Genomic DNA, 5,656 nt, shown 5'->3' with positions numbered 1-5,656 from the left:
TGCCCACCACGTTCCAGGCCCCCTGGCGGAGGGCCCAAATCGCCGGGTCTCGCGAACACGTTCCACGCCCAGCCAGCCGGAGAGCCCAAATCGCCGGGTCCCGTGGATCGCACTATCGCGTTCAGGACATATAAAACGCCGCTCCGGTTGTACCGAAGCGGCGTCATGTTGTGCAGTCGGATTATTCAGCTGCGGCAGCAGCAGGATAAACGGAGACCTTCTTACGGTCTTTGCCCAACCGTTCAAACTTCACCACGCCATCAGCAACGGCGAACAATGTGTCATCGCCGCCAATCTTGACGTTGGTGCCGGGATGAATGTGGGTACCGCGTTGGCGGTATAGGATCGAGCCGGCAGTCACGAATTGACCGTCTGCCCGCTTTGCGCCGAGCCGGCGACCGGCAGAGTCACGGCCGTTGGCAGTTGAACCGCCCCCCTTATGGTGAGAGAACAGTTGCAAATTCATTTTCAGCATGGGATTCACCTCCGAAAAATTGATTACGCCACCGGTGATGGCTGCGTATCTTGATTCGTTTTTACTTGCAGGAATTGGCCGTATTCAGCGCGAATACTTTGCAGTTCCAGCAAGAGATTTTCAAGTAATATTTGGGCAATGGTCAGCTTTTCTTGAACCATCACAGCGGGTAATGTGGCGGTCAGCAGCCCGCCCTCTTCATCGTCGGTCTGCACCGCCGGCATGATGCCGGCGAGACCTTCGATACCGTTCACAGTACCGATGGCGACGGCAGAAACCGCAGCGCAGACGATATCGTAACCGTAGGGGCCAGAACCGGCATGACCGGTAATGGTAAAGCGGGTAATGTTGCCGTCAGGATCGCGATAAAAATCAGCTTTGATCATCACTGCACCTCGCTTGATGGAATTCAATTACGCGTTGATCGCGTCAATAACGACCTTCGTGTAGGGTTGACGATGGCCTTTCTTCTGGTGGCTGTGCTTCTTGGGCTTGTACTTGAAGGTCACGACCTTCTTTTCCTTGCCCTGCTTCTCCACTTTACCAGTGACGGAAGCACCGTCGACGTAAGGGGCACCGATCTTGGTCGTGTCGCCACCGACCATGATCACGTGGTCAAAAGTCACTTGGGCACCGGCTTCGGCGTCCAGCTTTTCAACGTAAACAGCGCCGTCTTTTTCGACCTTGTACTGTTTGCCGCCCGTTTCAATGATTGCGTACATGTTGTTACACCTCCTATATTCTCAGACTCGCCAGTCGGGGTGGCTGCGCGAGCAGCGCTTCAGACCTCTTCCTGAGCGGTTGCAGCTGTGGAAGTGTCCACAAATACAACAGGAGTAGCATAGCAAACGCCGGCCGGCGTGTCAATGCTTTTCTTCTTCCTTCGCTTCTTTAGCAAATGGTTCGTCGGGCCGGCGCTGGAATTGGCGACCGCAATTGGGACAGGTATACAGGCCGATGAAGCTGGGTCCGTCCAGCGTGTAGGTCTCGTGTTTGGTCTGGTAGCAGTACGTGCAGATGGGCTTGGTGCCCTTCTCTTCGTAGTACAAGCCGTGGTCTTCCCGCAATCCCTTGGGTTTGACTTCGCCTGCAGGCGCGGGGGTTTCTTTCTTATGCCGGTTGAAAAATAATCCCATGACCGAAATCTCCCTTCTGTTCATTGGGCAGCCGGTGTCAAGGGCCAGCGCAGATTAATGCGCTTCCCTGCAGCGACACAAAAAATGGCGGTACCCCGCCATTGATCGCTTTATTGCGGTGTCGGGCCGAAACCGGGCCGGCGGACGTTTTCGATGTCGTAGTGAATGATTTTCTTGAAATCAAACACTTGCCCATTGTCTGCCGTCATCGTGCCGCGTTTGTGCGCGATCCGGTCCACCAGGTCGTCATGGGCCTTGGTGTTGCCGGCGGGAACCTGCACGGGGACTTCCAGCGTCCGGCCGTCAGAGAACTGGATGTAGAAATACTCCGTCTTTGTTTCGTGCTGCTTCAATAATTTTTTGATTGTTTTCTTCTGCATTTTTTATCACCGTATTTCATTTTAACGTACTTTGCCAGTTTGGAAAAGGCGTTCAACGCAAACAATGCGCGGACGCCTTCTGTTAACGCCGAGCCGACCCGGCGCGCCCCTGTCAAGGACCTCCAGTATACCACGAATTGCGGCTTTTCTTGACGAGATGCGGGCAGACGCTTGGCTTGCCTCGTTAGTTACTTTACAATGATGAAGGAACACGGAAGAAGGGTTGGCGATGCGTCAGAGTCAGCACCGCAGGCGACAGACGAAGATGAAGCGCTGGGCGTGGGCCGTGACCGGCGGCCTGGTCGTCTTTTTGCTGTTCATTTTCAGCCTGGTACTGCAGCCGCCCCGGGCCAAGGCGCCCGCCGCCAGCGGCCGGCCGCCCGTGACCCACACAATTTCTGCCAAGGAACACCGAGTCAAGGAAGAAAAGCGCAGTGCGTCTTCCTCGTCCGCCTTGACCAGCCGTTTCACGAACGATACATACAGTACCCCCACCCTGACCGTGAAGCTCACTGGTGCCCGTATCGTGACGGATAAGGGCGGCCATCCGGCCCTCTTCATCCAGTACGACATCACCAACAACGGCGCAACGACGATCACTCCGGCCACCATCTGGCGGCAATATGCGCTGATCCGGCAAGGAGCGGCGGATGCCAAAAAGAGTCAGATTACACCGTTAACAGAGGCGACCTTGACAGATAAAGACGCCAAAGGCAATTTGGGCAAACTGATCACCGTGAGTCAGACGCCGCTGGCCCCGAATAAGAAAGCCAGCGGGGCGATGGTGTATACCTTCGTGAACAAAGACCCAATTCGGCTCCAGTTCATCGATCGGGATACCGGCCGGCCGCTGGGCACCAAGACCTACGAGATCACGGGGTAGGCCCAACGGTTGAAATATCCCGTAAAACGAGGAAAATAAAAAGGCAGAAACGCTGGCCGCCCGCGTTTCTGCCTTCATTCATTATTACCGTGTAATGCGACAGGCGGGGTTCGAACCCGCGACCCATGGTTTAGAAGACCATTGCTCTATCCAACTGAGCCACTGTCGCGCAACGACGCTTATTGTAGCGAATAGTCAGAAGACTTGTCAACGCGGGGTCACAGCCGCCGGCGGGGCAAGTCGTTGAAGGAGTGCATAGATATTGAAGTTTAACCAATTTGGCCGGCTCGATCCGGACTTTTCTGAACAGGTCGCCGAACTGACCCAGATCCACTTTCTCCCTAATAATTGGTCAGAAATGGCGCCAGCTGATCTGCTGGCGGGCCTCTTTGCCCGCTGTTTCCCGGAAGTCAGCAATGCCAGTGAAGTAGCCGACCGGGAAGACCGGGTGCTGGTCACCCGGGACATGAGTCTGGCCCAGCGCCTGGCTGACCGCCCGGAGAAGCTTGCCCGCGGTGAATTCTACGCCGCCGCCTTGCAGCTGCTGGGGTTCATTCCTGCCGATGACTTCCCAGACTTGGACGCTTTAACCGCGATGACTAAATGGGGGCTGCCCACGATTGCGGCCGACCCATTAGGCGGTGACGATGTCGTGCGGGCTTTCTATCTGCTGCTCACGACCCGGGGCAAGAACGGCCAGAACTTCTTGGACCTGCTCACCGCCCGGGGGTATTTCAACGGGTTCCTTACTGCCAGTGATGCCCCGCACTTCGTCTTCTTCAACGGCAAGAGCCAGGCAGTGTTCGATACCAGCAAAATCGTCCGCGAAGTGGTCTATGTGGAGAGCAGTCTGGACACGGACCATGACGGCCAGCGCGACCTGCTTCAAACGACCATCTTCCGGCCGGTAGAGACTAACGCCGGGCTGAAGGTACCCGTGCTGTACACCGCCAATCCTTACTTCCGCGGGACCAACGACATGGCCCCCAGCAGTTATGACGTCAACCAGGACCTGACGCCCAAAGTGCCGAACGATACCAGTTATAGCGACGTGGCTTACCACCACGCCCAGCCGCTCGTGCCGGACGCCCGCGCGGTGACCGGGACGACCGCTGAGACCAGTGAACGGCCGGTGGATGACGGTATCTATTCGCTGAATGATTACTTCCTCGCCCGCGGCTTCGCCACCGTCTATGCCGGCGGCATCGGCACCCGCGGCTCTGACGGCATCCGTACCACCGGCGGCCCGGAAGAGACCGCGTCGACCATCGCCATCATCGAGTGGCTCCACGGCGACCGCGTCGCCTTCACCAACCGCACGGACGGTGTCGCCATCAAGGCCTGGTGGTGCACGGGCAACGTGGCGATGACCGGCAAGTCCTACCTGGGCACGCTGGCCGTAGCCGCTGCGACGACCGGCGTCAAGGGGCTCAAGACCGTTGTCTCTGAAGCCGCGATTTCCAGCTGGTACGATTACTACCGGGAGAACGGCCTGGTCATCGCGCCGGTGGATTGCCAAGGGGAAGACACCGACGTACTCGCCCTGGACACCTTCTCTCGGCGCAAGGACGCTGCCGACTTTGCCCGCATCAAGCCCCAATACGACCGCATGATGGCCGACTTGAAGAAAGGCCAGGATCGCGCCAGCGGCAACTACAACACGTTCTGGGACGCCCGCAATTACCGCAAAAACGCCGACCAGATCAAGATCGACTTCATCAGTGTGCACGGTCTGAACGACTGGAACGTCAAGCCCCGCAACGTGGAGCAGCTGTGGCAGAAATTGCGTGACCTGCCCATTAACAAGAAACTCTTCCTGCACCAAGGCAAGCACGTCTACATGAACAACATCCAATCCATCGACTTCACAGATATGATGAATCTCTGGTTCTGCTACGAGCTGCTGGGCGTCGCCAACGATGCCCCGGCCGTCCTGCCGAATGTCACCGTCCAAGACAACGCCACGCCTGAGACCTGGCACCGCTACGCCGATTGGAGCGAGCCGAGTATTCCCAAGACCCAATACTTCATCACGGGCCACGACTTGCAGAAACAGCCGCCGCACCAAGAAGAAATCGTCTCCTTCCAAGACGACGGCACCCCGCTTTTCTTAGCGGGCGATCAGGATGCCCACAAGTGGGAAGCCTTGATGATGAGCCGGCAAAGCAATGTGTATGAACACACCCGCCAGCTTTTCCTGACGGCACCTTTCGCTAAGGACGCTTACATCGACGGAACGATCGTGGTCACCCTGCAGGTTGCGGTCAATCAAGCCGCCGGTCAGATCAGCTGCATGGCCATCGACTATGGCACGGAGCGGCGGCTGAAGGCTGACCCGACGGTGCTGCAAGCCAAGGGTCAGCAGTTGGGTTACGGCTGGGCCGTGGATGATGTGAAAGAGTTCCAGCTGGAGAAACATCCCAGCGAATTCCACCAGATCGCCAAGGGGCACATGAACATGCAGAACCGGCACACGCCCTGGCAGAACGATGCCTTGACGCCGAACCAGTTCGTCACCCTGCACTTCGCCCTGCAGCCGACGGAGCACCACATTCTGGCGGGTCATCAGTTGGGGATCATGGTGTACGCGACCGACATGGGCATGACCGTGCGGCCGAACACCGCGGCGACCTACCAGCTGGACCTGAACGCCAGCCGGGTCGAGGTGCCGTACCGGCGGTAATATAGTTTGACGGTGAGAAAATAGCCGCTGCGCCGTGGGCGTGGCGGCTATTTGTATGCCTTGAGTTAGTCGGTTCGTAAGTATCGGTCGCTGGCCCCG

7 protein-coding genes, 1 tRNA gene and 1 other annotated feature are annotated in these 5,656 nt (G+C 57.6%); of the genes, 2 read left to right on the top strand and 6 right to left on the bottom strand.

The features are described from left to right. Nucleotides 1–181 precede the first annotated feature (181 nt). The 5 genes from rpmA to L248_RS05935 all read right to left on the bottom strand — a co-directional run bounded on the left by rpmA (nucleotide 182) and on the right by L248_RS05935 (nucleotide 1,991). A complete protein-coding gene (gene rpmA, locus L248_RS05955) occupies nucleotides 182–475 on the bottom strand; it encodes a 50S ribosomal protein L27 (protein ID WP_022529230.1) in 294 nt (97 codons plus the stop codon). A 23-nt stretch (nucleotides 476–498) separates the two neighbouring features. Further along, on the bottom strand, nucleotides 499–861 hold the full coding sequence (locus tag L248_RS05950; protein ID WP_040535156.1) for a ribosomal-processing cysteine protease Prp: 363 nt from the start codon (nucleotides 859–861) through the stop codon (nucleotides 499–501). 27 nt (nucleotides 862–888) lie between these two features. Then, nucleotides 889–1,197, bottom strand: coding sequence for a 50S ribosomal protein L21 (rplU, locus tag L248_RS05945; protein WP_022529228.1), 309 nt, complete (start codon nucleotides 1,195–1,197; stop codon nucleotides 889–891). 13 nt (nucleotides 1,198–1,210) lie between these two features. Next, nucleotides 1,211–1,288, bottom strand: a sequence feature (ribosomal protein L21 leader region). A gap of 50 nt (nucleotides 1,289–1,338) precedes the next feature. Further along, a complete protein-coding gene (locus L248_RS05940) occupies nucleotides 1,339–1,611 on the bottom strand; it encodes a hypothetical protein (protein ID WP_022529227.1) in 273 nt (90 codons plus the stop codon). Nucleotides 1,612–1,721: 110 nt separating this feature from the next. Beyond that, nucleotides 1,722–1,991, bottom strand: a complete 270-nt coding sequence (locus L248_RS05935; protein ID WP_022529226.1) for a hypothetical protein — start codon at nucleotides 1,989–1,991, stop codon at nucleotides 1,722–1,724. 229 nt (nucleotides 1,992–2,220) lie between these two features. Here L248_RS05935 and L248_RS05930 point away from each other — a divergent pair, with 229 nt between their 5' ends. Continuing rightward, nucleotides 2,221–2,874 carry a DUF5067 domain-containing protein gene (locus L248_RS05930; RefSeq protein WP_040535152.1) on the top strand — a complete coding sequence of 218 codons (654 nt, stop codon included), beginning with the start codon at nucleotides 2,221–2,223 and terminating at the stop codon, nucleotides 2,872–2,874. A 95-nt stretch (nucleotides 2,875–2,969) separates the two neighbouring features. Here L248_RS05930 and L248_RS05925 read toward each other — a convergent pair. Further along, nucleotides 2,970–3,043, bottom strand: a tRNA-Arg gene (locus L248_RS05925). A 93-nt stretch (nucleotides 3,044–3,136) separates the two neighbouring features. On the opposite strand from L248_RS05925, the gene L248_RS05920 reads away from it, so the two are divergent. Beyond that, complete coding sequence (locus L248_RS05920) at nucleotides 3,137–5,557, top strand: Xaa-Pro dipeptidyl-peptidase (RefSeq protein WP_022529224.1); 2,421 nt, start codon at nucleotides 3,137–3,139, stop codon at nucleotides 5,555–5,557. Nucleotides 5,558–5,656 lie beyond the last annotated feature (99 nt).

The organism is Schleiferilactobacillus shenzhenensis LY-73 (genome assembly GCF_000469325.1).
In the GTDB taxonomy this organism is placed as follows: Bacteria; Bacillota; Bacilli; order Lactobacillales; family Lactobacillaceae; genus Schleiferilactobacillus; species Schleiferilactobacillus shenzhenensis.
This window is presented reverse-complemented; position numbering and strand designations above follow the sequence as displayed.